Genomic DNA, 24,038 nt, shown 5'->3' with positions numbered 1-24,038 from the left:
CGTGGCGCGACATTCCGGTGGTCGTGGTCACGGCCAAGACGCTGACCGCGCAGGAACACGAATATCTCAGCCAGCGCACGCGGCAGGTGGTCGCCAAGGGAGACCAGGCGATCGTCGGCCTCATGGACGCGATCCGGACGACGCTGCCGGCGGCCGCCGCCCCCGGTGGACCGAGCAGGGGATAGGGGAGCCATGCCGAAGATCCTCATCGTCGAGGACAACGAGATGAATCGCGACCTCCTGACCCGGCGCCTGTCGAAGAAGGGCTACGAGGTCGCGGTGGCGATGGACGGGCTGGAGGGAGTGGCTGCCGCCGACAGCCAGCGACCGGACCTGATCCTGATGGATGTCGGACTTCCCGGGATCGACGGGCACGAGGCGACCCGTCGCATCCGCGCCCAGCCGGCGCTGGCGGCCATCCCGATCATCGCGCTGACCGCCCACGCCATGTCCGACGACCGCGCCAAGGCGCTCGAAGCGGGCTGCGACGACTACGACACCAAGCCGGTCGATCTGCCGCGCCTCCTCGGCAAGGTCGAGGCGCTGCTCGCCAGGACCGCCCTACGATGACCGAGATCCGGGACCGCGCCGGCGGCGAGCGCCGCGCCGCCGCCGAGGAGCAGCGCCGCTCGGCGATCGCCCGCATCGGCGCCAACGTTTCCGTCCTCGTCGTCGACGACCACCCGGACAACCGCGACCTGCTGAAGCGCCGCCTCGAGCGGCTCGGCGTCGCGCGCGTCGAGATGGCGGTGGACGGGGTCGAGGCGGTCGACATGATCCGCGCCGACGCATTCGACCTCGTCTTCCTCGACGTCATGATGCCGAACATGAACGGCTACGAGGTGCTGGAGCGGCTGCGCGACGAGAACCGCCTCGCCGACCTGCCGGTGGTGATGATCTCGGCCCTGACCGAGATGGACAGCGTCGTGCGCTGCATCGACCTCGGCGCCGAGGACTACCTCGCCAAGCCGTTCAACCCGACCCTGCTCCGCGCGCGCCTCTACGCGCTCCTGGAGAAGAAGCGGCTGCGCGACGCCGTGCGCGAGAACCTGCGGCGGCTGGAAAGCGACCTCGAGGCGGCCCGGTCGAGCCAGCTCGGCATGGTGCCGCCGGCGATGGAGCCGCGCGACGGGGAATGGCCGGTCGGCATCCGCGCCCGGCTGGAACCCGCACGCCAGGTCGGCGGCGACCTCATCGACTTCTTCCCGCTCGGTGCCGGCCATTGCTGCTTCCTGCTCGGCGACGTCTCCGGCAAGGGTCCGGCGGCGGCGCTCTTCATGGCCCGGGCCTGGGGCACGCTGCGTTCGGCCGCGCCGCTCTGGGCCGAGCGCCGCGACGACGAATCCGGCGTCGCCGCGATGATGGAGGCGGTCAACACCCGGATGAGCGAGGCCAATCCGGCCTTCGAGTTCCTGACGCTCTTCCTCGGCGTGCTCGACGTCGCCACCGGCCGGGTCGTCTACAGCAATGCCGGCCATCCGCCGCCCTACCGCATCCGGCGCGGCGAGGCGCCGCTGCCGCTGCCGCTCGTCGGCGGCATGCCGGTCGGCATCGACGAGCGCGCGCAGCACCGCTCGGGCGCGATCGAACTGGCGCCGGGCGACCGCATCGTCGTCTATTCCGACGGCGTCACCGAGGCGATGAACACCGCCAAGGAATTCTACGGCGACGACCGCCTCGCCCTGGTGCTGGGCGAGGTCCCGGAGGCCGATCCCGCGGCGCTGGTCGACCATGTCCGCCGCTCGGTCGCCGAGTTCGCGCTGGGCGAGGAGCAGTCGGACGACATCGCGATCCTGGCCCTCGGCTGGAACCTCGGCGCCTAGCCGGCGCCGCCCGCGCGGTCGGTCCAGCGGTCCGGGTCGGGCAGCCGCAGGCTGGCGGCCGCCGCCACCGCCGTGAGCAGGGCGCAGCCGGCGACCGGCCAGGCATAGGAGCCGGTGGCGTCGAAGGCGAAGCCGGCGATCGGCGGACCCAGCAGGCAGCCGACCGAGATGCCGCTGAACACCGCCCCCATGACGGCGCCGATCGCGCGGGCGCCGAAGAAGTCGGCGCAGAGCGTGGGCATCAGGGCGACATAGCCGCCGTAGCTGACGCCGAAGGCGCCGGCGAAGGCGGCCAGCATCCAGTAGCGGTCGGCCAGCGACCAGAAGAGCAGCAGGGCGGCCTGCGCCGCGACCACGCCGATCAGGGCCTGACGGCGGCCGAACCGGTCGGCGGCCGAGCCGATGACGAAGCGCCCGAGGATGCTGCCGGCGCCGATGATGCCGAGCAGCGCCGCGGCCATCGGCGCCGTCGCGCCGAGGTCGACCGCCGCCGGCGCCAGGTGGACGAAGGGCGTGAAGATGCCGAACGAGGTGAGGAAGGCGGCCAGCGCCAGCAGGCGGAAGGGCTGGCTGCGGACGGCGGTGCGGAAATCGACCCCGGTCGCGCGCTGCGCCGCCTGCGGGCCGGCCGGCAGCCCGTCCGGCGCCAGGCCGCGGCGCTGCGGCCGGCTGTCGAGCAGCAGCGCGCCGCCGCCGCCCACGACCAGCGTCCCCGCCGCCAGCACGAGGTAGCTGGTGCGCCAGCCGAGGCCGTCGACCAGCCACGCGGCCGTGGGCGGGATGACCAGGGTGCCGGCGCCGATGCCGGCGATGGCGATGCCGGACGCGAACGCCCGCCGCCGCTGGAACCAGGGCTGCACCGCGCCCAGCGACGGCACGTAGGAGAAGCCGACGCCGATGCCGATGCCCAGGCCGGAGGCGAGGTAGATCTGCCACAGCGCGTCGGCACGGCTGGCGAGCACGAGGCCCACGGTCATGATCGCCATGCCGAGGAAGGCGACGCGGCGCGGTCCCCAGCGGTCGGCGGCGGCCCCGCTCGCCAAGCCGAGGCCGAAATAGAGCGCGCCCGAGATCGCGAAGACGATGGCGAGATCGCCGCGCCGGGCGGCGAACTCGCGTTCGAGTTCGGTGAAGAAGGCGCCGAAGCTGTAGCCGACGCCGAAACCCGCGAACATCACGGCGAAGGCGGCGCCGACCACGATCCAGCCGTGGAAGATGCGGGGGCGGGGCGGGGGCGGCATCGGCCCGCCGATCCTAGCCGATTTCGCGGTTGGTGTCGGCCTCGCGCACGACCTCGGCCAGGGTCGCCATGCAGGGCTCGGCCCAGGCCGGGTCGGCGGTCGCGAAGCTGAGGCGCAGGAAGGCGCCCGGCGCCTCGGCCGGATGCCAGTGGCGGCCGGCGGTCACCAGGATGTCGCGCGCCGCCGCCCGCCGCTCGACCTCGATGTCGGAGACGCCGGCCGGCAGCGCCACCCACAGGTGCAGGCCGCCCGCCGGCAGGTGCTGCAGCGCGTCGGCGCCGAGATGGCGGCGCACGGCCGCCGCCAGCGCGTCGCGGCGCTGGCGCAGGCCGGCGCGGAGCGCGCGCAGGTGGCGCGTCCAGCCCGGCGCCGACACCAGTTCGAGCGCCGTCTCCTGGAGGATTCCCGGCACGAAGAAGTCGTCGGCCATGCGGGCGAGCCGGAGCCGTTCGAGCGCCGCGCCGCGGGCGCAGATGGCGCCGACTCGGAGCCCCGGGGCGGCACACTTGGTGAGCGAGCGCACCTGCACGACATGGCCGTCCCGGTCCCAGGCGGCGAGCGGCGGCGGCGGTTCGCCGTCGATGGCGAAGTCGCGCGCCCAGTCGTCCTCGACGACGAAGGCCCCGGCCTCGGCGGCCGCCGCCAGCACCGCCCGCCGGCGCTCGGGCGGCAGCACCGTGCCGGCCGGATTGGCGAAGGTCGGCTGGCAGTAGAAGAGCCGGGCGCCGGTCCGCCGGAACGCCTCGAGCAGCAGGTCGGGCCGCACCCCGTCGGCGTCCGTCGGCACCGGCACGACGGCGAGGCCGGCGGCAAAGGCCGCGGCGATGGCACCGAGATAGGTCGGGGTCTCGACCAGGACCGGTTCGCCGGGCGCCGCCAGCGCGCGGAAGGCGGCGGCGATCCCCGCCTGGGTGCCGGGGCAGATCGTCACCTCGCGCGGGTGGTAGGCATGGTCGCTGCGGGCGGCGAACCAGGCACGCAGCGCCGGCACCCCCTCGCTCGGCATCCGCCCCCAGATTCCGGGCCGGCGGACGGCGCGGGCCGAGGCGGCGGCGAGCAGCGCCGTCGGCTGCATCTCCTCGGGCAGGTAGGCGACGTTGAGCGTGCGCGCCGCCGCGGAGGGCAGGGCGAGCAGGCCGGCGAGGCCGGCGGCGCTCGAGCGGGCCGGCCCCAGCGCCAGGCTCTGCCACCCGAAATCGGCCGGCCGGGCGGCGTCGGGTGCCGGCCGTGCCGCGACGAAGGTGCCGAGTCCCGGGCGCGTGTCGAGCACGCCGTCCCGCACCATCGCGTCGAGCGCCTTCTGGACCGTCACCGGGCTGACGCCGAGTTCGGCCATCAGCGCGCGCACCGAGGGCAGGCGCGCGCCGGCGGGCCGCGCGGCCACCAGCCGGCGCAGGTGTTGTGTGACGCGAACGGTGCTGCTATCTCTTTTCATGACGTATTTGGATAACGCTATCGGTCGCGCGACGATAACGCAAGCGGCCCCGGCCGGGCCGGCGCCGCCATGACCGCGGACCTGATGCTGGCCTTCGCGGGCTTCGCCTTCGTCGCCTCGATCACGCCCGGGCCGAACAACGCCATGCTGCTCGCCTCGGGGGTGAATTTCGGCTTCCGCCGCACCGTTCCCCACATGATCGGCATCTCCTTCGGCTGCGTCGTGATGCTGGTCCTGGTCGGCTTCGGCCTGGGGCAGGTCTTCGCCCGGGTGCCGGCGCTCTACACGGCGCTCCGCTGGGCCGGCGCGGCCTACCTCCTGTGGCTCGCCTGGGCGATCGCCCGTTCCGGCCCTGCGGCCGAGCGCCCCGCCGGTCCGCGCCCCTTCGGCTTCTGGCCGGCGGCGCTGTTCCAGTGGGTCAATCCCAAGGCCTGGATCATGGTCGTCGGGGCCGTCAGCACCTATGCGCCGCCGGACGGCTTCGCCGGCAGCGTCGCGATCCTGGCGGCGCTGATGACGCTGGCCTGCCTGCCCAGCACGGCGGTCTGGGCCGCGTTCGGCGCCGCCCTGCGGCCCTTCCTCGCCGATCCGCGGCGGATGCGGACCTTCAACGTCGCGATGGCGCTGCTCCTCGTCCTGTCGCTGATCCCGGTCGTCGCCGGCTGACCCGGGGGTGGGCCGGCGGCGGGGCCCCGTGCTAGGGTCCGGCCGCGCGCCGGCCAGGGGCCGCGCGGGATCCGAAGGCAGAACAGGTAAGGATATTCCCTTGACGAAGATGACCGGTGGGCAGGCGCTCGTCAGCGCCCTGCACCAGCATGGCGTGGACACCGTATTCGGCCTGCCGGGCGTGCAGCTCGACTGGCTCTTCAATGCCTTCCACGACCGCCGGAACCAGGTCCGCGTCATCCACAGCCGGCACGAGCAGGGCGTCGCCTACATGGCCTACGGCTATGCCCAGGCGGCCGGCCGGGTCGGCGCCTACGCCGTGGTTCCCGGCCCCGGGGTCCTCAACACCACGGCGGCGCTCGCCACCGCCTATGCCTGCAACAGCCCGGTATTCTGCATCACCGGCCAGATCGCGTCGGCCCATATCGGCCGCGGCATCGGCCAGCTCCACGAGATCCCGGACCAGCTCGGAATCATCGAGCGGCTGACCAAGTGGGCGGCCCGCGCCAACCATCCGACCGAGATCCCGGGGCTGGTCCGCGAGGCGTTCCGGCAGTTGGGCTCCGGCCGGCCGCGTCCGGTCGGGCTCGAAGTGCCGCCCGACATCCTCCAGCTCCAGACCGAGGTCGATCTCGGCGACGTCGCCCGCCCCGATCCGGCGCCGGAGCCCGATCCCGACGCCATCGCCAAGGCGGCGAAGCTGCTGGGCGAGGCGAAGCGGCCGATGATCTTCGTCGGTTCGGGCGGCTGGGACGCGACCGAGGAATTGCGGACGCTGGCCGAGATGCTGCAGGCGCCCGTCGTCGCCTCGCGCAACGGCATCGGCGCCATCGACGACCGCCACTACCTCTCGCAGAAGCTGCAGGCGGCGTGGGAGATGTGGGCCGAGGCCGACGTGGTGCTCGGCGTCGGCACCCGCCTGTCCCCGAACGTGCCCGGCTGGGGCGTCGATTCCGACCTCAAGATCATCCGGCTCGACATCGACCCGGTCGAGATCACCCGCAACATCCGCCCCGACGTCGGCATCGTCACGACCGCCAAGCGTGGCCTCGCGGCGCTCGCCGACGCGGTCGCCAAGACCGGTGCCAGGCGTGCCTCGCGCAAGGACGAGCTGACGGCGCTCCAGGGCAAGACCCGCGCCTTCTACGAGGAGAAGCTGGCGCCGCAGATGGCGTGGATCGGCGCGCTGCGCCGCGCCCTCCCGGAGGACGTGGTCATCGTCGACGAGCTGACCCAGATCGGCTACGTCGCCCGCGTCGGCTTCCCGCAGTACCGGCCGCGCAGCTACATCACGTCCGGCTACCAGGGGACGCTGGGCTTCGGCTTCGCGACCGCGCTCGGCGCCAAGGTCGCCTGTCCGGACCGGCCGGTCGTCTCGATCACCGGCGACGGCGGCTTCATGTTCAACGTCCAGGAACTGTCGACCGCGGTCCAGAACGGCATCCACCTCATCACCGTGGTCTTCGCCGACGGTGCCTTCGGCAACGTCCAGCGCATGCAGCGCGAGGACTATGGCGACCGGGTCATCGCGACCGACCTCCACAACCCGGACTTCGTCCGCTTGGCGGAGAGCTTCGGCGCCCAGGGTGCGCGCGTCGACACGCCGGCCGAACTGGAGACGGCGCTCGCCCGCGCGCTCCGCGAGCCGGGGCCGTGGCTGATCGAGGCCCGCGTCGGGCGCCTGCCCGACCCCTGGCCGATCCTCGGCGTCGGCCGCGCCCGCGGTCGCAAGTAGGCCGGTACGCCGGGCATCGGGCGAGGGGAACGGGCGATGGCGGAGGCACCGCCCCTGCGCGTGCTATTCTACACGGTCAACGGGAAGGGCCTCGGCCATCTGATGCGGGCGCTCGCCATCGCCCGCCAGATGCGCCGGCTCGCCCCGGCGACGCGGTTCCTCTTCGCCACCTCCTGCGAGGACCCGGGCGTCCTCTGGCGCGAGGGCTTCCACTACGTGAAGACCCTGACGCCGGAGGCGGTCGAGGCGCACGGGCGCGGGCGCGAGCGCCATCGCGCCATGGCCGAGCGCTTCATGCGCGCCGTCTTCGAGGGGTTCCAGCCGGACCTGCTGGTGGTCGACAGCTTCGCCTACGGCTCGGTCGGCGAACTGCGCCCGTTCCTGGAAGGACCGTGGCGGCGGGTGCTGGTCAGCAACCTGTTCCTGCTGCAGCGCGACCTCGTGCGCTACCGCGAGAGCGTCGGGCACTACGACCTCGTCGTCTATCCCTTCCTGGCGCGCGACGCGCGCGGCCATCCGGCGCTGGCCGACCTGCCGCGGCCGGCCGTGTTCGCGGGGCCGATCGCCGGCGTCCGGCCGGACGACCTGATGCCGCGGGCGGCCGCGCGCGCCGCCCTCGGCCTGCCGGCCGACGGGCCGATCGTCCTGGTCGCGGCGGGCGGCGGCGGCGGCGACAGCGTGGCGCCGGTGCTGGCGCGCGCCGCGGCGGCCCTGCCGCTGATGCCCGACCTCGGCTTCGCGCTGCTGGAGCCGCCGCTCGCCCGCGACCTGCCGGCCATCCCCTGGGGACCGAACGTCCGGATCGTGCGCCGGGTGCCGATCGCGCCCTGCCTCTCCGCCTTCGACGCGGCGGTGTCGACGGCCGGGATGAACAGCGCCGCGGAGATGATGACGGCCGGCCTGCCGATGGTGTGGACGCCGCTCGGCGCGCCCTCGGTCGACCAGGAGCGCAATGTCGCCCGCTGGGTCAAGGCGGGGATCGGCTGCACGCCCTCGGACCCCGGCCCCGAGGCCCTGGCGGCGGCGGTGCGCCGGGTGCTGGAGCCGGCGACGGCCGCGGCGATGCGGCAGGCGATGGCGGCGAGCGGCGCGGTCGATGGCGCCACCCGGGCGGCGGAGGCGATCCTCCGGTCGGGACCGCGGCCGCCGCCGCGGCCGCGGGTGGTTCGGGCGGGAGGACGGGAACATGCGCAAGGCGAACCTGAGCAACGGTGAGCGGGTGCCGGCGCTCGGCATGGGCACCTGGCGGATGGGCGAGCGCGGCGGCCGCAAGGCGGAGGAACTGGCCGCGCTGCGCCTCGGCCTCGACCTCGGGCTGACGCTGATCGACACCGCCGAGATGTACGGCGACGGCGGGTCGGAGGAACTGGTCGGCGAGGCCATCCGCGGCCGTCGCGACGAGGTCTTCCTGGTCACCAAGTTCTATCCGCACAACGCCTCGCGCACCGGCGTGCCGGCGGCGTGCGCGCGCAGCCTGAAGCGGCTCGGCACCGACCGCATCGACCTCTATCTCCTGCACTGGCCGGGGGCGGTGCCGCTCGCCGAGACGGTGGCGGCGCTGGAGAGGCTCCAGGCGGCCGGGCACATCCGCCACTGGGGCGTCAGCAACTTCGACACCGACGACATGGAGGACCTGGAGGCGGCGGGCGGGTCGGCCTGCGCCACCGACCAGGTGCTCTACAATCTCGGCCGTCGCGGCATCGAGTTCGACCTGATGCCATGGGCCGACCGGCGGGGCATGCCGGTCATGGCCTACACGCCCCTGGAGCCCGGCCGGCTCGCCGGCAAGCCGGTGCTCGCGCGCATCGCGGCGGAGCGCGGGGTGGCGCCGCTCCAGGTCGCGCTCGCCTGGGTGCTGCGCCGCCCGCAGGTGATCGCCATCCCGAAGGCGAGCACGGCCGAACATGTGCGGCAGAACCGCGCGGCCCACGACCTCGTCCTGACCGAGGCCGAGCTTTCGGCGCTCGACGCCGCCTTCCCGCCGCCGACCCGAAAGCGCGCGCTGGAAATGCTGTAGCCCGCCGCAGACGTTGTTCCGGCCGCGGCGAGGGGCTAGGTTCCGGCCCGTCCAACCGCGACGAGAATGGGAAGGAGCCAGCGATGTCGGATCAGGTGAAGTATCTGCTGTCGGAAGAGCAGATGCCGAAGAGCTGGTACAACATCGCCGCCGACCTGCCGGTGCCGCTGGCGCCGCCGCTGCATCCCGGGACCGGCAAGCCGATCGGGCCGGACGACCTGGCGCCGATCTTCCCGATGGAGGTGATCCGCCAGGAGGTTTCGACCGAGCGGCGGATCGACATCCCCAAGGAAGTCCGCGACATCTACCGGCAATGGCGGCCGACGCCGCTCTTCCGGGCCCGCCGCCTGGAGAAGGCGCTCGGGACGCCGGCGAAGATCTTCTACAAGTACGAGGGCGTCAGCCCCGCCGGCAGCCACAAGCCGAACACCTCGATCCCGCAGGCCTTCTACAACAAGGCCGAGGGCGTGAAGCGGCTGACGACCGAGACCGGCGCCGGCCAGTGGGGCTCCTCGCTCGCCTTCGCGGGGGCGCTCTTCGGCCTCGAGGTCGAGGTCTTCATGGTCCGTGTCAGCTACGACCAGAAGCCCTATCGCCGGGCGCTGATGGAGGCCTACGGCGCGCGCTGCATCGCCAGCCCGAGCACCGAGACGGCGTCGGGCCGGGCGATCCTGGCCGAGCACCCGGACTCGACCGGCAGCCTCGGGATCGCCATCAGCGAGGCCGTCGAGCGCGCGGTGCAGTCGCCCGACACCAAGTATGCGCTGGGCAGCGTGCTCAACCACGTCCTCCTGCACCAGACGATCCTGGGCGAGGAGTCTATGCTGCAGATGGAGATGGCGGACGCCTATCCCGACGTCATCGTCGGCTGCACCGGCGGCGGCAGCAATTTCGGCGGCATCGCCTTCCCCTATCTCGGCGAGAAGCTGCGCGGCGGCCGCGACGTCGAGATCATCGCGGTCGAGCCGGCCGCCTGCCCGACCCTGACCAAGGGCACCTTCGCCTACGATTTCGGCGACACCGGCCACCTGACGCCGCTGGTCAAGATGCACACGCTGGGCTCGACCTTCGTGCCGCCGGGCTTCCATTCGGGGGGGCTGCGCTACCACGGCATGGCGCCGCTGGTCAGCCACATCAAGGAGCTGGGGCTGATCTCGGCCCGCGCCTACAAGCAGATCGAGATCTTCGAGGCGGGCGTACTCTTCGGTCGGACCGAGGGCATCCTGCCGGCGCCCGAGGCGAACCATGCCGTCAAGGGCGCGATCGACGTGGCGCTGGAGTGCAAGCGCGACGGCCGCGCCCGCACCATCCTCTTCAACCTCTGCGGCCACGGCCATTTCGACATGCAGGCCTATATCGACTACGCGGCCGGCAAGCTGCGCGACATCGACTACAGCCAGGCCGAGCTGGAGCGGGCGCTCGCGGGCCTGCCCAAGGTCGCGGCCTGAGAACGGGGGAGGGGGCACCATGAAGACGATGCGTCCGGCGGCCGCGGCGGCCGCCATCCTGGCGGCGGGCCTGGCCGGGGCGGCCCAGGCCCAGGCGCCGATCAAGATCGGGCTGGTCCTGCCCTATTCGGCGGGCCCGTTCGTCGCCATCGCCAACGAGATCACCGACAGCATGGCGCTGGCGCTCGAGGAATCGGGCTACATGGCGGCCGGCCGCAAGATCGAACTGGTCCGCGAGGACACCACCCACAAGCCCGACGTCGCCCAGGCCAAGGCGAAGAAGCTGGTGTTCGAGGACAAGGTCGACATGCTGGTCGGCCCGGTCGCCTCGGCCGAGCTGACGGCGCTCTTCGATTTCGCCCACCAGTCGAAGGTGCCGCTCCTCATCCCGAACGCCGGCGACAACGAGGTCACGGGCGAGAAGTGCAGCCCCTGGGTGCTGCGCACCTCCTTCTCGAACGACCAGATCGTCCGCGACATGGGCCGCTGGATGGCGGGCAAGGGCTACCGCAAGGTCGCGCTGCTCGCCTTCGACTACAAGGCCGGGCACCAGCTCATGGGCGGCTTCAAGAAGCCCTTCACCGAGGCCGGCGGCACCATCGTCACCGAGCAGTACCCGCCCTTCGGCCGCCTCTCGGACTTCGGCCCGTGGCTCGGCAAGATCCGCGACGCCAAGCCCGACGCCGTCTTCACCTTCTTCGCCGGCCCGCCGGCGACGCTCCTGGTGCAGCAGTTCAAGGAGTTCGGCCTCGACCGCGAGATGAAGCTGACCGGCGCCGGCTGGCTCGTCTCGCCGCTCAACCTGCCGAGCCAGGGCAAGGCCGCGGCCGGGGTCATCGGCGCCCTCAACTACGTCCCGGCGATCGACAACCCGGTGAACAAGTCCTACCAGGAGCGCTTCCAGGCGAAGTTCAAGCGCGTCGGGTCGGAGTTCGGGGCCCAGGGCTACGACACGGCGAAGCTGATCCACGCCGCCATCACCCAGGCCGGCGGCAAGACCGACGACAAGGCGGCGCTGGTCAAGGCGATGCACGCGGTCCGCATCGAGGGCACCCGCGGGCCGCTGCGCATCGACCCCAAGACCAACAACGTCATCCAGGACATCTACGTCTTCGAGACCGAGCTCCAGGGCGACAAGGTCGGCTACAAGGTCGTCGACCGCATCCGCGACGTCCAGGACCCGCCGAACGGCTGCACGCTCGGCGGCTGATCCGTCGCGACCGGCGGCCGGCCTCCGGCAGGGGGTCGGCTCTACCGGCGATTGCCTGATCGCCGGGCGGCCGCTAATCAGGGGCGACGATGGTCATCCAGCTCCTCAACGGCCTGCAGCTCGCGATGCTGCTGTTCCTGCTGTCGGTCGGGCTGTCGGTCGTCTTCGGGCTGATGCGCTTCGTCAACCTGGCGCACGGGACGCTCTTCATGCTGGGGGCGTTCGTCGGGCTCAGCACCGTCGAGGCGACCGGGTCCTTCTGGTGGGCGCTGGCCGCGGGGACGGCGGCGGCGGCGGTCGCGGGCGGGCTGCTCTATCTCGGCCTGCTGCGGCACCTGCAGCCGGCGGGGCCGCTGAAGCAGGTGCTCGTCACCTTCGGCCTCGTCTTCATCGGGCTGGAGGCCGCCCGCATCGTCTGGGGCGACTATGCCGAGCGCCTGCCGGGCCCGGAGGTGCTGGCCGGCGCGACCGAGATCTTCGGCGTCGTCTATCCGACCTACCGGCTGTTCGTGATCGCGCTCGGCCTCGCCGTCGCCGCCCTGCTGCATTTCGGGCTGGAGCGCACGCGCCTCGGCGCCGTCGTCCGCGCCGGCGTCGACGACCGCACCATGACGGCGGCGCTCGGCATCGACATCGATCGCGTGTTCTTCGCCGTCTTCGTCGTCGGCTGTGCCCTGGCGGGGCTGGCCGGCGTCGTCGCCGGGCCGGTGCTCTCGGTCTATGCCGGCATGGACATGGGGGTGCTGATCCTGGCGCTGGTGGTCGTCGTCGTCGGCGGTCCGGGCAGCCTCAAGGGCGCCTTCGCCGGGGCGCTGCTCGTCGGCATGGCCGAAACCTTCGGCCAGGTCTGGCTGCCGGAAGTCGCGGGCATGCTGCTCTACGGGCTGATGGCGGCGGTCCTCGTCCTGCGGCCGCAGGGCCTCGTGCCGGCCGGCCCGCGGCCATGACGCCGCCCGTCGCCGCATCGCGCCACGGCATGGCGGCGCTGATCGCCGCGGCCGCCATCGGCTACTGGCTCGTCTCCGGCTATTACGGCAAGGAACTCCTGGCCGAGGCGGCGATCACCGCCATCCTCGCCATGAGCCTGTCGCTGCTGGTCGGCCATGCCGGGCTGATCTCGCTCGGCCACGCCGCCTTCTTCGGGATCGGCGCCTATGCGCTGGCCGGCCTCGCCCAATTCCTCGGCTGGGCGCCGGCCATGGCGATGGCCGGCGCCGTCCTGGTCGGGGCGGCGGTCGCCTTCGCCGTCGGCTGGATCGCGGTGCGGCTGGCCGGCGTCTTCTTCATCATGCTGACGCTGGCCGTCGGCGAGATGGTCCATGCGTGGTTCGTCAAGGACCGCACCTTCGGCGGTGTCGGCGGCCTGTCGGGCGTGCCGCGGCTCGACCTCGCCGCCGTCGGCATCGATCTCGGCAGTCCGGCCGAGTTCGCGCTCTTCGCGCTCGCGCTGGCCGTGCTCGTCTATCTCGCGCTCGACCGGCTGGTGCTGTCGCCGTTCGGGCAGACGCTGCGCGCCATCCACCAGAACGAGGAGCGGGCGCGCGCCCTCGGCTGCCCGGTCGACCGCTACAAGCTGGCGGCCTTCGTCGTCGCCGGAGCGGTGGCGGCGCTCGCCGGCACGCTCGCGGCCCAGCGCTCCGCCTTCGTCTCCCCGGAACTCATGACCTGGACGCTGTCGGGCGAAATCCTGATCGTCGTCATCGTCGGCGGCGGGTCCAGCCTGCTCGGCGTCTCGGCCGCCGCCGCCCTGTGGGTCGCGCTGCGCCATCAGCTCTCGACGCTGACGGACCACTGGATGCTGGCGATGGGCGTGATCTTCGTCGTCCTGGTGCTGGTCGCCGGCGACGGGCTCGACGGCGCGCTCCGCAGCCTGTGGCGGCGGCTCGCCGCCCGCCGCGGCGCATGACGGACGCGGCGCCGGCGATCGCGGCTGCGGGGCTGCGCAAGTCCTTCGGCGCGCTCGAGGCGACGCGCGCGGTGTCGCTGGCGGTGCCGCCCGGCGGCCGCCATGCCATCATCGGGCCGAACGGCGCCGGCAAGACGACGCTCTTCAACCTCCTCTCGGGCGCGCTCCGGCCGGACCAGGGCCAGGTCCTCCTCGGCGGCGTCGACGTCACCCGCGAGGGGCCCGACGGCCGCGCCCGGCGCGGGCTGGCGCGGAGCTTCCAGCGCAACAGCCTCTTCGCCGAGATGACCGTGGCGGCGGCGCTGATGACCGCCTCGGCCATCGCCGACGGCGGCTCCGCCGTGTTCTGGCGCCGCTTCGACCGCGACGCCGCGCGGGCCGAGGCCGCCGCCGCCATCGCCGCCCGCGTCGGCCTCGCCGACCGCCTGGAGGAACTCTCCGGCAACCTCGCCTACGGCGCCCAGCGGCAGCTCGAGATCGGGTTGGCGCTGGCGACCCGGCCCGCGGTGCTGCTCCTCGACGAGCCGACGGCCGGCATGAGCCCGGAGGAAACCCGGGCCATGCAGGACCTGCTGGCGGGGCTGCCGCGCGCCATCACCATCCTCGTCATCGAGCACGACATGGATGTCGTCTTCGATCTCGCCGAGCGGGTGACCGTGCTCGACTACGGTGCCGTGCTGCTGGAGGGGACGCCGGCCGAGATCCGGTCCTCGGACCTGGTGCGGCGCCGCTATCTCGGCGAGCGCACCCAGTGACCGGTCCGCTGCTCGCGGTCGAGGGGCTGCACGCGCACTACGGGCCGAGCCACGTCCTCCAGGGGGTCGACCTCGCGGTGCCGGCGGGCGGGGTCGTGGCGCTCCTCGGCCGCAACGGCGCCGGCAAGTCGACGACCCTGAAGGCGATCATGGGCGTGGTGCGGCCGAGCCAAGGCCGCATCGCCTTCGCCGGCCGGCCGATCGCCGGCGAGGCGACCGACCGGGTGGCCCGGCGCGGCATCGCCTGGGTCCCCGAGACGCGGGCGATCTTCCCCTCGCTGTCGGTCGAGGAGCACCTGACGCTCGCCGCCCGCCGCGGCGGCTGGACGCTGGAGCGGGTCTACGACCGCTTTCCGCGCCTCCGGGAACGGCGCCGGGCCGGCGGCGCGACCCTGTCGGGCGGCGAGCAGCAGATGCTGACGATCGCCCGCGCGATGACCACCGGCCCCAGCCTGCTCCTTCTCGACGAGCCGACCGAGGGCCTGGCGCCGCTGGTCGTGGCCGAGATCGAGGACATGCTGCGGGCGCTGAAGGCGGACGGGACGACCCTGCTGCTGGTCGAGCAGAACCTCGCCTTCGCGCTCGCCTTCGCCGACCATGTCGTCCTGCTCGGCAAGGGGCGGGTGCGGTGGACGGGGACGCCGGCGGCGTTCCGCGACGCGGCCGAGGCGCGGACGTGGCTCGCCGTGTGAAGGGCCGCGGCGCCGGCTTCTGGCTGGCGGTCGCGCTGCTCATGGTCGCCGTGCAGGCGGCGGTGCTGCATGCGATGGGACAGCCCGCCGTCTGCGCCTGCGGCCATGTGCGGCTGTGGCAGGGCGACGTCATCGGGCCGGAGAACTCCCAGCAGATCACCGACTGGTACACGCCCTCCCACGTCATCCACGGGTTCCTCCTCTACGCGCTGGCGCAGCTCGTGCTGCGGCGCCGGCCGCTCGCCGCCCGGCTGGCGCTGGCGGTGGCGATCGAGGTCGCCTGGGAACTGATCGAGAACTCGCCGCCGGTCATCGCGCGCTACCGCCAGCAGGCGCTGGCGCAGGGCTATGTCGGCGACAGCATCCTGAACTCGGTCGTCGACACCGTGGCGATGGCGGCCGGGTTCCTCCTCGCCCGCCTCGTTCCGGTGGGGGCCACGGTGGGGCTGGCGATCGCCATGGAGGTGGCGGTCGCCTGGGCGATCCGCGACAACCTCACGCTCAACGTCGTCCAGTTCATCCACCCGATCGAGGCGGTGTCGCGCTGGCAGACGGGCCCGTGAGGCCCGGCGTCACGGCCAGCGCACCTCGGGCGGCAGCGACATCAGGATCGCCTCGACGTTGCCGCCGGTCCGGAGGCCGAACAGCGTGCCGCGGTCGTGGAGCAGGTTGAACTCGACGTAGCGGCCGCGGCGGACCAGCTGGTGGTCGCGCTCGGCCGGCGTCCACGCCTCGTTCATCCGGGTGCGGACGATGGCGGGATAGGTCGCGAGGAAGGTCTCGCCGACATCGCGGGCGAAGGCGAAGTCGCGGTCCCAGTCGCCGGTGTCGAGCTGGTCGAAGAAGATGCCGCCGGCGCCGCGTGGTTCCTGACGGTGCGGCAGGAAGAAGTAGCGGTCGCACCACTCCTTGAAGCGCGGATAGTAGTCGGGGTCGTGCCGGTCGCAGCAGGCGCGCAGCGCCGCATGGAAGCGCTCGGCCGACTGCGGGTCGGGCGCCATCGGCGTCAGGTCGGCGCCGCCGCCGAACCAGGCGAGCCGGGTGCGGATATGCCGGACGTTCATGTGCACCGCCGGGACGCGGGGCGACTGCATGTGGGCGACGAGCGAGATGCCGGAGGCCCAGAAGCGCGGATCCTCGGCCGCGCCCGGGATCTGGCCGCGGAACTCCTCGCTGAACTCGCCATGCACCGTCGAGACGTTGACGCCGACCTTCTCGAAGACGCGGCCGCGCATCACCGCCATGACGCCGCCGCCGCCGCCCGGACGGTCCCAGCCGGTGCGCACGAAGCGACCGGCCGGCCGGTCCGCCAGGGGCCCCGCCGCCGCGTCCTCGATCGCCTCGAAGGCGGCGCAGATGCGATCGCGCAGATCCTCGAAGGCGGCCCGCGCTGCCGTCCGGTGCCGCTCCGCGTCGCGCGCGTCCTCGGTCATGTCATCGTCCCTTCCGGCCCGTCCGGCGCAGGGGGTGGAAACCCGTTCACCTGCCGCAGCGCCTCGCCGAGGACCATGGCGGCAACGACCGCGACGTTCAACGATCGCAGGCCGGGCCGCAGCGGCACTGTGACGCGGGCGTCGGCCGCGGCATGGACGACGGGCGGGACGCCGGCACTCTCGCGCCCGAGCAGCAGCGTGTCGCCGGCGGCGAAGGCGAAGCCGGTATAGGGCGTGGCGGCGTGTCGCGTGAGCAGCACCAGCCGCCCCGGACGGGCGCGGCGGAAGGCAGCCCAGGAGGCGTGGCGATGCACCTCCGCAAGGGCGAGATAGTCCATCCCGGCCCGCCGCAGCCGGGCGTCGCTCCACACGAATCCGAGCGGTTCGACGAGGTCGACCGGGATGCCGAGGCCGGCGCCGAGACGGATGATCGTGCCGACGTTCTGGGGGATGTCGGGCTCGTAGAGGGCGATGCGCATCGGGGGCGGGGCGGGCGCCTGCGGCGGCCCTAAGCCTTTGCAGCGGGCGGGATTTGATTTATAGCCGAGGGCGTTCCGACGCCAGGGAGCGACGCCTTCGGTCGTGCGGCAGCGTGTCGCATCCCTTGGGGCGGTGATCCGTCTAGCTTGCGCCCGCGCGGACGCTGGCGGTCCCGTTCGCACGATTTAAGGTGAGTGTTGATGGCGAATTCCCCTGCTGAAGCCGCCGCTGCCGGCCATGCGCCTCCGACGGGCCATGACGACGGCGGCACCCGGCGCGATTTCCTCTACCTTGCCGCCGGCGCGGTGGGAGCGGTGGGCGTGGCCTCGGCCGTGTGGCCGTTCATCGCCTCGCTGAACCCGTCGGCCGACGTGCTGGCGCTGTCCTCGACCGAGGTCGACCTCGCTCCCGTCAAGGAAGGGCAGGCGATCACGGTCACCTGGCGCGGCAAGCCCGTCTTCGTGCGCCGCCGCACCCCCGAGGAGGTCAAGCAGGCCGAGGGCGTGCCGCTCGGCGACCTGCCCGACCCGCAGGCGGATTCGGCGCGCGTGAAGAAGCCGGAATGGCTGGTGGTGGTCGGCGTCTGCACCCATCTCGGCTGCGTGCCGCTGGGGCAGAAGTCCACCGACCCGAAGGGCGAGTACGGCGGCTGGTTCTGCCCGTGCCACGGCTCGCACTACGACACCTCGGGCCGCATCCGGAAGGGACCGGCGCCGGCGAACCTCCCGGTTCCCGGCTACGAGTTCCTGACCGACAGCAAGATCCGCATCGGGTAAGGGAGACGATCGGTCATGGCCTTCCAGACCCAGAATGCGCTGGTGCGGTGGATCGACCACCGGCTGCCCGTCTTCTCGTACATGCATCACGAGCTGCACGAGTATCCGACGCCGCGCAATCTCAACTACTGGTGGAATTTCGGCTCGCTCGCCCTGGTCGTGCTGGTCATCATGATCGCCACCGGCCTGTTCCTGGCGATGCAGTACACGCCGAGCACGCTCCATGCCTTCGACAGCGTCGAGCGGATCATGCGGGACGTCAACTACGGTTGGCTGATCCGCTACATCCACATGAACGGCGCGTCGTTCTTCTTCATCGTCGTCTACATCCACATCTTCCGCGGCCTCTACTACGGATCCTACAAGCAGCCGCGCGAACTGCTGTGGATCCTGGGCGTCGTCATCCTGCTGCTGATGATGGCGACGGCCTTCCTCGGCTACGTCCTGCCGTGGGGCCAGATGAGCTTCTGGGGCGCCACCGTCATCACCAACCTGTTCTCGGCCATCCCGCTGGTCGGCGAGGGCATCGTGACCTGGCTGTGGGGCGGCTTCTCGGTCGACAACCCGACGCTGAACCGCTTCTTCGCGCTGCACTTCCTGCTGCCCTTCGTCATCGTCGGCGTCGTCGGGCTGCACGTCGTGGCGCTGCACCAGCACGGCTCGAACAACCCGCTCGGCATCGAGCAGAAGGGCCCGCAGGACGTGATCCCCTTCCATCCGTACTACACGGTGAAGGACCTGCTGGGCGTCGGCGTGTTCCTGCTCCTCTTCTCGGCCTTCGTCTTCTTCGCGCCGAACTTCCTCGGCCATCCGGACAACTACATCCCGGCCAACCCGATGGTGACGCCGGCGCACATCGTCCCCGAATGGTACTTCCTGCCGTTCTACGCGATCCTGCGCGCGGTTCCGGACAAGCTGGGCGGCGTGCTGCTGATGTTCGGCGCGGTGGCGGTGCTGTTCATCGTCCCCTGGCTCGACACCTCGCGGGTGCGCTCGGCGAAGTTCCGGCCGATCTACCGCCAGTTCTTCTGGCTGCTGCTGATCGACTGCATCGTCCTCGGCTGGGTCGGCGGCAACCCGCCGGAGGGCGCCTTCATCGTCATCGGACGGATCGCCACCGCCTACTACTTCCTCCACTTCCTCGTGATCCTGCCGTTGCTCGGCAAGCTCGAGCGGCCGCTGCCGCTGCCCACGAGCATCGCCCAGCCGGTCATGGCAGGCGGCCTCGCCGGGGCCGGAGCCGCTCCGATGGAGAAGCGCTGATGCGTACCTTCCTCCTTGCCGCCGCCCTGGCCACGGGCCTCGCCGCGCCGGCGCTGGCCGCGGGCGAAACGCCCAAGCCGCCGGCACAGGACTGGTCCTTCGGCGGCCTCTTCGGGACCTTCGACCGGGCGGCCGCCCAGCGCGGCTTCCAGGTCTACAAGGAGGTCTGCGCGGCCTGCCACGGCGTCTACCAGCTCTCCTACCGCAACCTCGCGGCCCTCGGCTTCAACGAGGAGGAGGTCAAGGCGATCGCCGCGCAGGCGACCGTCCGCGACGGCCCCAACGACGACGGCGAGATGTTCGAGCGGCCGGGCCGTCCGTCGGACAAGTTCGTCCGTCCCTTCGCCAACGAGAAGGCGGCCCGAGCGGCCAACAACGGCGCCTATCCGCCGGACCTGTCGCTGATGACCAAGGCGCGGCCGGACGGGGCCAACTACCTCCACGGCCTGCTGACCGGCTACGCGACGCCGCCGGCCGGGATGACCATGGGCGACGGGATGAACTACAACAAGTACTTCCCGGGCCATCAGATCGCGATGGCGCCGCCGCTCAACGAGAACGGCGTGACCTATTCCGACGGCACGCCCGCCAGCGTCGACCAGATGGCGAAGGACGTGACGACCTTCCTCGCCTGGGCGGCCGAACCGGAACTCGAGGAGCGCAAGCGGACCGGGATCAAGGTCATCCTGTTCCTGCTGGTGCTGACCGGCCTGCTCTACGCCGCCAAGCGGAAGATCTGGGCGGCGATCCACTGACGGACCGCTGCCCCGCGCCGCCGACGGGCCGCCATCGGACGATGGCGGCCCGTTGCCGTTCGGGGGCCGGTTGCGGGCGCGGCCGATGATCGACATCGGCTATTTCCATCTCGGCGTCGCCATCCTGTCCGAGATCGTCGCCACCTCGGCGCTCAAGTCCTCCGACGGATTTTCCCGCCTCGTCCCGGCCGCGATCGCCGTCGCCGGCTATTCGGTCAGCTTCTACTTCCTGTCGCTGGCGCTCCGGTCGATCCCGCTCGGCATCGCCTATGCCCTGTGGTCGGGCATCGGCATCGTGCTGCTCGCCGCCATCGGCTGGATCTGGTACCGGCAGAGCCTGGACGCGCCGGCGATCCTCGGCCTCGGGCTCATCCTCGCCGGCATCCTCGTCATCAAGCTCTTCTCGCGCGCGGTCGGGCGCTAGTATCGCCGGCGACAACCGGAGCAAGGGGCGATCCGCATGGCTGGGCCGGGCAATCCCGTCGTCGTCGGCATTCTCGGCGGCAGCGGGCTCTACCGCATCGAGGGCATGGAGCACGGGACCTGGCGGCACGTCGCCAGCCCCTGGGGCACGCCCTCGGACGACATCCTGTTCGGCACCATCGACGGGGTCGAGGCACGCTTCCTGCCGCGGCACGGGCGCGGCCACCGCATCCCGCCGTCCGAGATCGACTTCCGCGCCAACATCGACGCGCTGAAGCGCGCCGGCGCCACCATCGTGCTGTCGCTCAGCGCCGTCGGCTCGCTGCGCGAGCATCTGCCGCCCGGCACCTTCGTGCTGGTCGACCAGTTCGTCGACCGCACCTTCGCGCGCGCCAAGAGCTTCTTCGGCACCGGCTGCGTCGGCCATGTCTCGGTGGCGCGCCCGGTCTGCCGCCATGTCGGCGACCATGTGATGGCGGCGGCGGCCGACGTCGGCCTCGCCATGGTGCGCGGCGGCACCTACCTCGCGATGGAGGGGCCGCAATTCTCGACCTACGCCGAATCGGAGCTCTACCGGACCTGGAACTGCGACGTCATCGGCATGACCAACATGCCGGAGGCGAAGCTGATCCGCGAGGCGGAGATGTGCTACGCCAGCATCGCCATGGTCACCGACTACGACTGCTGGCATCCCGGCGAGGCCGACGTCACGGTCGACCAGATCGTGGCCGTGCTCCACCGCAACGCCGACCTCGCCCGGCATCTCGTGCGGGCCGCCGTGCCGCGGCTGGCCGCCCACGCCGGACCCTGTCCGCAGGGCTGCCACACGGCCCTCGACCACGCCCTCATCACCGCCCCCGACGCCCGCGACCCGGTGCTGCTGGCGCGGCTGGAAGCGGTCGCCGGCCGGGTGCTGGCGCCGGACGAATGAGGCGCGGGAGGGCCGGATGAAGGTCGGCGACCGGCACTGGCGCCCGATCTGGCGGGAGGCCGACGGCGGCGCGGTCGGCATCATCGACCAGACGCGGTTGCCGCACCGCTTCGAGACGGCACGGCTCGCGACCGTGGCCGAAGCGGCGCACGCCATCCGTGCCATGCGGGTGCGCGGCGCGCCGCTGATCGGCGCGACCGCGGCCTACGGGGTGGCGCTCGCCATGGCCGAGGACGCCGGCGATGCCGGGCTGGCGCGGGCGCTCGATGGGCTCGGCGCCACCCGTCCGACGGCCGTCAACCTGCGCTGGGCGCTGGCGCGGATGGCGCGCCGCCTGCGGCCGCTCGCGCCCGCGGACCGGGCGGAGGCCGCCTGGGCCGAGGCCGCCGCGATCGTCGAGGAGGACGTGGCGCTCAACGCCGCGATCGGTCGCCACGGGCTGGCGCGCCTGCGCCAGGTCGCCGCCGCCCGCCCCGGCCGGCCGCTGCGCATCCTGACCCACTGCAACGCCGGCTGGCTCGCCACCTGCGACTGGGGCACGGCGCTGGCGCCGATCTACATGGCCCACGATGCCGGCCTCGACCTGCATGTCTGGGTCGACGAGACCAGGCCGCGCAACCAGGGCGCGGCCCTGACCGCCTGGGAACTGCTGCAGCACGGCGTGCCGCACGCCGTCATTGCCGACAATGCCGGCGGCCACCTGATGCAGCGCGGGCTGGTCGATCTCTGCATCGTCGGCGCCGACCGGGTGACGGCGGCGGGCGACGTCGCCAACAAGATCGGCACCTACCTGAAGGCGCTCGCCGCCCGCGACCAGGGCGTGCCCTTCCTCGTCGCGGTGCCGTCGCCGACCATCGACTGGACCATCGCCGACGGCCTCGCCCAGATCCCGATCGAGGAGCGCGACGCATCCGAGGTGACGACGGTTCAGGGCCGTGCCGCCGACGGTGGGGTGGTCGCGGTCCAGGTGACGCCGGACGGCTCGCCGGCCGCCAATCCGGCCTTCGACGTCACGCCGGCGCGCCTCGTCGACGGCCTCGTCACCGAGCGCGGGATCTGCCCCGCCAGCAGGTCGGGCCTGGCCGCCCTGTTCCCCGACCGCGCCTGACCTGTGGCGGCGACGACACGGCGGTGTCCGTCATATTCAATAGTTACTGGAGTCGAAACAAGCGACTTGCCATTGGGCGATTCTCCCGGCACTTTGCGGGCCGTCGCACCCCTGGGCAGGGTGCGGCGGCCGGGGGTGACCTCGGGATGGCATTACGGGGGGGCGGTATACGGGAAGGGTAGCCGCCGATGGCCATTTTCAGTTGGGATGGCGCCAGCAATCTCGATCTCAAGATCCTGGGGCAGTCGTTCGATTTCCGGAGCGACGTCCTGCAGATCTCCGATCCCTCGTTGCAGGCGCAGCAATTCGATGTCGTCGAGGTCGGGACCGACCTCGCCATCGTCAAAGTCCGGGACGAGGACGGGAACGCGCTTCCGGCGTCGGAAGTGACCTACGCCTACATCCCGAACATGCTGATCCGCCAGATCGGCGGCACCACGACCTCGCCGACCACGTCGAACATCGTGCTGTCGAACGGCGGCCAGCTCTGGGTCGGCGACCGGCTGACCGACACGATCCTCGACGACGCCGGCAACGACGTCACCGACCTGTCGACGCAGCTCCAGTCGGTGCAGGTCTACGGCCTGGGCGGCGCCGACACGATCTCGACCGGCGACGGCGACGACCGCGTCTACGGCAACACCGGTGCCGACCTGATCCGCGCCGGCAAGGGCGACGATTCGGTCTATGGCGGCCAGGAGAACGACACGATCGACGGCGGCGACGGCAACGACCAGATCGCCGGCGACCTCGGCAACGACAGCCTGCTGGGCGGCGCCGGGAACGACATCATCTATGGCGGCCAGGGCAACGACGTGATCGATCCCGCCACCGGCAACGACACGGTCTTCGCCGGCCAGGGGAACGACACGGTGGCGCTGGGCAACAGCGATACCGGCGACAAGCTCGTCTACATGGACAAGGGTCAGGATTCGGTGTCGATCATCTCGACCACCGGCGACCACATCGTCTATCTGGGCGAGAACAACGACATCGCGACGCTGAGCGCGAACGCCGGCGACATCCAGGTCTTCGGCGACGGCGGCAACGACACCATCGTCGCGCAGAACTTCGGCGCCGACACGCTCGACGGCGGCGAGGACGACGACTACCTGGAGATCCAGAACGGGTCGGTCGGCAACAAGACGCTGATCGGCGGGTTCGGGTCGGACGAAATCCAGATCGGCGACACCTCGGGCGATGCCGCCTCGCAGATCCTGCCGAACACCCAGGTCGCGGTGGATGCCGGAGAGGGCAACGACACGGTCTCCTACGACCGCGGCCTCTTCATCACCGACCAGAACAACGGCGGGACCGGCAGCGACCAGATCAGCTTCGACGGCCAGACGATCCTGACGCTGCGTGACCTCTCGATCCAGAATTTCGAGACGGTCCGTTTCAGCGACTACAGCGACGACGTCACCTTCGCCGACGGCAACGTCGCCGCCGGTGCCAAGCTGGTCGTCGATGCCGGCTACGGCGAGGACTACATCGACGGCAGCCGGGAGACGGACGGCACCTTCCACATGATGGGCGGGTACGGCTACGACACGCTGATCGGCGGTGCCGGGGCCGACACGCTGGAAGGGGGCTATGGCGAGGACCTGCTGGCGGGCGGGGCCGGCGCCGACCAGTTCCGCTACCTCGAGGGCTGGAACAGCGGCGCCCTCGGCGACGTCATCCAGGACTTCGCGGGCAACGTCGACAAGCTGGTCTTCAACGGCAACGCCTTCTCCGACGTCTCCGCCATCGACGGGTACAAGGGCACGGCCGGCGACGCCGCGACCGCCAACGACAACCTGCTGATCGCCACCGGCGACGGCTATGCGTCGATCGGCGCCTTCGACACCTTCCTCTCGGTGGGTGCGGCGGACACCGACAAGCCTGGCTTCTACATCTTCTTCAACACCGAGACGAACCGCGGCGAGATCTGGTTCGACA

The 24,038-nt window shown here is 72.0% G+C and carries 25 protein-coding genes; 21 read left to right on the top strand and 4 right to left on the bottom strand.

Annotation, left to right across the window (positions count from 1 at the left end; all coding sequences use genetic code 11):
- From ACE3Q3_RS14480 to ACE3Q3_RS14470, 3 genes are all read left to right on the top strand, one after another.
- Window positions 1-185 (top strand): hypothetical protein (locus ACE3Q3_RS14480; RefSeq protein ID WP_374447186.1); only part of this gene is annotated, 185 nt, incomplete at its 5' end.
- A 7-nt stretch (window positions 186-192) separates the two neighbouring features.
- Window positions 193-570, top strand: a complete 378-nt coding sequence (locus ACE3Q3_RS14475; RefSeq protein WP_374447183.1) for a response regulator — start codon at window positions 193-195, stop codon at window positions 568-570.
- The gene (locus tag ACE3Q3_RS14470; protein WP_374447180.1) at window positions 567-1,823 is read left to right on the top strand and encodes a PP2C family protein-serine/threonine phosphatase; all 1,257 of its coding nucleotides are present in this window, start codon (window positions 567-569) and stop codon (window positions 1,821-1,823) included. Before ACE3Q3_RS14475 ends, ACE3Q3_RS14470 begins: the two co-directional genes overlap by 4 nt.
- Here the strand turns inward: ACE3Q3_RS14470 and ACE3Q3_RS14465 are convergent.
- Both ACE3Q3_RS14465 and ACE3Q3_RS14460 read right to left on the bottom strand, forming a co-directional pair.
- On the bottom strand, window positions 1,820-3,064 hold the full coding sequence (locus tag ACE3Q3_RS14465; RefSeq protein WP_374447178.1) for an MFS transporter: 1,245 nt from the start codon (window positions 3,062-3,064) through the stop codon (window positions 1,820-1,822). The two genes, ACE3Q3_RS14470 and ACE3Q3_RS14465, sit on opposite strands and share 4 nt — an antisense overlap.
- 13 nt (window positions 3,065-3,077) lie before the next feature.
- On the bottom strand, window positions 3,078-4,499 hold the full coding sequence (locus ACE3Q3_RS14460) for a PLP-dependent aminotransferase family protein (protein ID WP_374447175.1): 1,422 nt from the start codon (window positions 4,497-4,499) through the stop codon (window positions 3,078-3,080).
- Window positions 4,500-4,568: 69 nt separating this feature from the next.
- Between ACE3Q3_RS14460 and ACE3Q3_RS14455 the strand changes: the two genes are divergently transcribed.
- From ACE3Q3_RS14455 to ACE3Q3_RS14405, 11 genes are all read left to right on the top strand, one after another.
- A complete protein-coding gene (locus tag ACE3Q3_RS14455) occupies window positions 4,569-5,165 on the top strand; it encodes a LysE family translocator (RefSeq protein ID WP_374447173.1) in 597 nt (198 codons plus the stop codon).
- Between the two features lie 109 nt (window positions 5,166-5,274).
- The gene (locus ACE3Q3_RS14450; protein ID WP_374447189.1) at window positions 5,275-6,900 is read left to right on the top strand and encodes a thiamine pyrophosphate-dependent enzyme; all 1,626 of its coding nucleotides are present in this window, start codon (window positions 5,275-5,277) and stop codon (window positions 6,898-6,900) included.
- Between the two features lie 36 nt (window positions 6,901-6,936).
- Entirely contained in the window at window positions 6,937-8,115 is a 1,179-nt protein-coding gene (locus tag ACE3Q3_RS14445) for a glycosyltransferase (protein WP_374447170.1), read from the top strand.
- Window positions 8,087-8,917, top strand: a complete 831-nt coding sequence (locus ACE3Q3_RS14440; protein WP_374447169.1) for an aldo/keto reductase — start codon at window positions 8,087-8,089, stop codon at window positions 8,915-8,917. The genes ACE3Q3_RS14445 and ACE3Q3_RS14440 overlap by 29 nt, the downstream gene beginning before the upstream one ends.
- An 83-nt stretch (window positions 8,918-9,000) precedes the next feature.
- Complete coding sequence (locus tag ACE3Q3_RS14435; RefSeq protein WP_374447166.1) at window positions 9,001-10,365, top strand: TrpB-like pyridoxal phosphate-dependent enzyme; 1,365 nt, start codon at window positions 9,001-9,003, stop codon at window positions 10,363-10,365.
- Between the two features lie 19 nt (window positions 10,366-10,384).
- A complete protein-coding gene (locus ACE3Q3_RS14430) occupies window positions 10,385-11,575 on the top strand; it encodes an ABC transporter substrate-binding protein (RefSeq protein WP_374447163.1) in 1,191 nt (396 codons plus the stop codon).
- 89 nt (window positions 11,576-11,664) lie between these two features.
- Window positions 11,665-12,522, top strand: a complete 858-nt coding sequence (locus ACE3Q3_RS14425) for a branched-chain amino acid ABC transporter permease (protein ID WP_374447161.1) — start codon at window positions 11,665-11,667, stop codon at window positions 12,520-12,522.
- A complete protein-coding gene (locus ACE3Q3_RS14420; RefSeq protein WP_374447160.1) occupies window positions 12,519-13,481 on the top strand; it encodes a branched-chain amino acid ABC transporter permease in 963 nt (320 codons plus the stop codon). Before ACE3Q3_RS14425 ends, ACE3Q3_RS14420 begins: the two co-directional genes overlap by 4 nt.
- Entirely contained in the window at window positions 13,478-14,236 is a 759-nt protein-coding gene (locus ACE3Q3_RS14415; RefSeq protein ID WP_374447158.1) for an ABC transporter ATP-binding protein, read from the top strand. Before ACE3Q3_RS14420 ends, ACE3Q3_RS14415 begins: the two co-directional genes overlap by 4 nt.
- Window positions 14,233-14,928: an ABC transporter ATP-binding protein gene (locus ACE3Q3_RS14410; RefSeq protein ID WP_374447157.1), complete on the top strand. Its 696-nt coding sequence runs from the start codon at window positions 14,233-14,235 to the stop codon at window positions 14,926-14,928. The genes ACE3Q3_RS14415 and ACE3Q3_RS14410 overlap by 4 nt, the downstream gene beginning before the upstream one ends.
- A complete protein-coding gene (locus ACE3Q3_RS14405) occupies window positions 14,913-15,491 on the top strand; it encodes a DUF2585 family protein (RefSeq protein WP_374447155.1) in 579 nt (192 codons plus the stop codon). Before ACE3Q3_RS14410 ends, ACE3Q3_RS14405 begins: the two co-directional genes overlap by 16 nt.
- A gap of 9 nt (window positions 15,492-15,500) precedes the next feature.
- Here ACE3Q3_RS14405 and hemF read toward each other — a convergent pair whose 3' ends face one another.
- A complete protein-coding gene (gene hemF, locus ACE3Q3_RS14400) occupies window positions 15,501-16,361 on the bottom strand; it encodes an oxygen-dependent coproporphyrinogen oxidase (RefSeq protein ID WP_374447154.1) in 861 nt (286 codons plus the stop codon).
- Window positions 16,358-16,840, bottom strand: coding sequence for a tRNA (cytidine(34)-2'-O)-methyltransferase (locus tag ACE3Q3_RS14395; RefSeq protein WP_374447152.1), 483 nt, complete (start codon window positions 16,838-16,840; stop codon window positions 16,358-16,360). Before ACE3Q3_RS14395 ends, hemF begins: the two co-directional genes overlap by 4 nt.
- 201 nt (window positions 16,841-17,041) lie before the next feature.
- Between ACE3Q3_RS14395 and petA the strand changes: the two genes are divergently transcribed.
- From petA to ACE3Q3_RS14360, 7 genes are all read left to right on the top strand, one after another.
- The gene (gene petA, locus ACE3Q3_RS14390) at window positions 17,042-17,617 is read left to right on the top strand and encodes a ubiquinol-cytochrome c reductase iron-sulfur subunit (RefSeq protein WP_374447151.1); all 576 of its coding nucleotides are present in this window, start codon (window positions 17,042-17,044) and stop codon (window positions 17,615-17,617) included.
- Between the two features lie 15 nt (window positions 17,618-17,632).
- Window positions 17,633-18,880: a cytochrome bc complex cytochrome b subunit gene (locus ACE3Q3_RS14385; RefSeq protein WP_374447149.1), complete on the top strand. Its 1,248-nt coding sequence runs from the start codon at window positions 17,633-17,635 to the stop codon at window positions 18,878-18,880.
- Window positions 18,880-19,635, top strand: coding sequence for a cytochrome c1 (locus tag ACE3Q3_RS14380; RefSeq protein ID WP_374447148.1), 756 nt, complete (start codon window positions 18,880-18,882; stop codon window positions 19,633-19,635). Before ACE3Q3_RS14385 ends, ACE3Q3_RS14380 begins: the two co-directional genes overlap by 1 nt.
- An 85-nt stretch (window positions 19,636-19,720) precedes the next feature.
- A complete protein-coding gene (locus ACE3Q3_RS14375) occupies window positions 19,721-20,059 on the top strand; it encodes a multidrug efflux SMR transporter (protein WP_374447147.1) in 339 nt (112 codons plus the stop codon).
- Window positions 20,060-20,095: 36 nt separating this feature from the next.
- Window positions 20,096-20,989, top strand: a complete 894-nt coding sequence (locus ACE3Q3_RS14370; RefSeq protein ID WP_374447145.1) for an S-methyl-5'-thioadenosine phosphorylase — start codon at window positions 20,096-20,098, stop codon at window positions 20,987-20,989.
- Window positions 20,990-21,005: 16 nt separating this feature from the next.
- Window positions 21,006-22,097 (top strand): S-methyl-5-thioribose-1-phosphate isomerase, encoded by a 1,092-nt coding sequence (gene mtnA, locus ACE3Q3_RS14365; protein ID WP_374447144.1) that lies wholly within the window; start codon window positions 21,006-21,008, stop codon window positions 22,095-22,097.
- Window positions 22,098-22,285: 188 nt separating this feature from the next.
- On the top strand, window positions 22,286-24,038 hold a 1,753-nt coding region (locus ACE3Q3_RS14360), incomplete at its 3' end, for a calcium-binding protein (RefSeq protein ID WP_374447141.1).

Source organism: Allostella sp., assembly GCF_041913585.1.
Classification (GTDB): domain Bacteria; phylum Pseudomonadota; class Alphaproteobacteria; order ATCC43930; family Allostellaceae; genus Allostella.
This window is presented reverse-complemented; position numbering and strand designations above follow the sequence as displayed.